At 70.6% G+C, this 1964-nt stretch carries 3 protein-coding genes and 1 pseudogene; all 4 read left to right on the top strand.

All coding sequences use genetic code 11. The features are described from left to right. On the top strand, positions 1–263 hold a 263-nt coding region (locus SACHA_RS21665), incomplete at its 5' end, for a TilS substrate-binding domain-containing protein (RefSeq protein WP_039738793.1). 2 nt (positions 264–265) lie between these two features. Then, complete coding sequence (gene hpt, locus SACHA_RS0111470; RefSeq protein WP_019809839.1) at positions 266–820, top strand: hypoxanthine phosphoribosyltransferase; 555 nt, start codon at positions 266–268, stop codon at positions 818–820. A 271-nt stretch (positions 821–1091) separates the two neighbouring features. Beyond that, entirely contained in the window at positions 1092–1460 is a 369-nt protein-coding gene (locus tag SACHA_RS0111465; RefSeq protein WP_007027318.1) for a hypothetical protein, read from the top strand. A 17-nt stretch (positions 1461–1477) separates the two neighbouring features. Next, positions 1478–1964 (top strand): annotated as a pseudogene (locus SACHA_RS0111460) (hypothetical protein); the annotation flags it as partial.

Here is a 1964-nt window from a genome sequence, read left to right as displayed (position 1 = left end):
CCGCCCGCGCCCGCGACGGCGGGGACCTGCTCGTCGGGGCGCTCGAACCGGTGCAGGAGCCGGTGCGCAGGAGGGTGCTGCGGCGCTGGCTGCTGGACGCCGGGGTCGGCGACCTGACCGACGGACACCTCCGGTCGGTGGACGCGCTCATGGGCCGGTGGCGTGGCCAGGGCGGCGTTTTCCTACCCGGCGGGGTGGAGGCCTACCGGTCGCGTGACAAGCTCGCCCTGAACTTCCGTCAATCCACCACAGGAGGGGGCTGACCGTGTACGAGGGCGACATCGCCTCCGTGCTCATCACCGAGGAGCAGATCAGGGACAAGGTCGCCGAGTTGGCCGCCAAGGTCGCGGCGGACTACCCGACCGAGGGCCGTTCGTCGGACCTCGTGCTCGTGGGCGTGCTCAAGGGCGCGGTGATGTTCATGACCGACTTCGCCCGTGCCCTGCCGATCCCGTCCCAGCTGGAGTTCATGGCGGTGTCGTCCTACGGGTCCTCGACGTCCTCCTCCGGGGTCGTGCGCATCCTGATGGATCTCGACAAGGACATCGCGGGCAAGGACGTGCTGATCGTCGAGGACATCGTGGACTCGGGGCTCACGCTGTCCTGGCTGCTGAAGAACCTCGCCAGCCGCAACCCGGCCTCGCTCGGTGTCTGCTCGCTCCTGCGCAAGAAGGACGCCGTGCAGGTGGACGTGCCCGTGCGCTACATCGGTTTCGACATCCCGAACGAGTTCGTCGTCGGCTACGGGCTGGACTACGCCGAGAGCTACCGCGACCTGCCGTTCATCGGCACGCTCGACCCGCACGTCTATTCGTCCTGACCGGGCGCGGGCGGGCGACCCCGGTGCGGGCACCATCCGGCCGCGGTCGCCCGCCTGGGTAGGTGGGGGGCCAGGTTTCCGCGTGGTCGTAACGGTCAGGCATCGGCGGCGGAGAATCGGCGCGAACACGGAACCCGAAACGGTGAGAATCGGTCGTAGCCCCGCGCCGGGTGCGTTAACCTTAGCGAAGATCGCGGGCGCGGAACCCACGTCGGGCGTCGTGCCCGCCGTGGGTGCTGTCCGAATGTGCTGGGGACGGGAGAGCGAACAGATGGGCAACAGCAGCTACGCGGATGCCGCCGCGTTCCGTGCGGCCGCGGCGACCGGTCAGGTCGGCATCGATCCGGACGCCGCACAGGCGGTGCTGAGCAAGATCCGGACGGGTAAGGACGCGGTCGCGGCGCTGTTGGAGAACACCGACTTCCTCGCCGCCCCGCCGAGGCTGGGGGCCAATCCGGTGGGGCAGGCGATCGCACACAAGTTCGCCGACCGTGCGGCGGGTGTGGGGGACTCGTACGCGCAGGCGCTGCGCAACCTGTACACCCAGTACGACCAGGCCGAACACGCGATCGTCGAGGCGATGGGTCGCTACGACGACTTCGACGCCTCCAGTGCGCAGTCGTTCAACGGGCAGCTCTGAGCAAGGGGGAGGGCGACATGTATTCCGACAGAGCCACCGACGGGGCCGGTACCGGGGAGGGCACCCAGGCCCGCCCCGGCACACAGACCGGCGGTGCGGGCGATCGTCCGGTGGACGTGGACGCGGTCCGCAGACAGGAGAGCGCCGAGGTCGCCGACATCGTGAACCGGGCGCGCGGCCGGGCCGACGGCTTCCGCTTCGGGGACGACCGGGCGATCGGGGCCCGGCCCAACTGGGCCGCGCACGACTCGAAGCAGCTCTACTCGTTCGCGACGGTCGACAACGTGCCCGCCTCCGCCGAGGAGATCGGGCAGACCTGGAACCGCCACGGCGGCGAGCTGACCCGGATCGCCGACGACCTCTACAACGCCATCACCGAACTCGGGTCCGTGTGGCTCGGCCAGGGTGCGGGCGCGGCCCAGGGCGCGCTCGTGGGGATCGCGAACTCCGGTGCGCAGGCCTCGGAGGCGGCCCGGACCATGCAGGACCGGCTCGCGCGGCAGG

Source organism: Saccharomonospora halophila 8 (assembly GCF_000383775.1).
GTDB lineage: Bacteria > Actinomycetota > Actinomycetes > Mycobacteriales > Pseudonocardiaceae > Saccharomonospora > Saccharomonospora halophila.
Note: the sequence above shows the minus strand (reverse complement) of the source record. Positions and strands in the feature narration are given on the sequence as shown.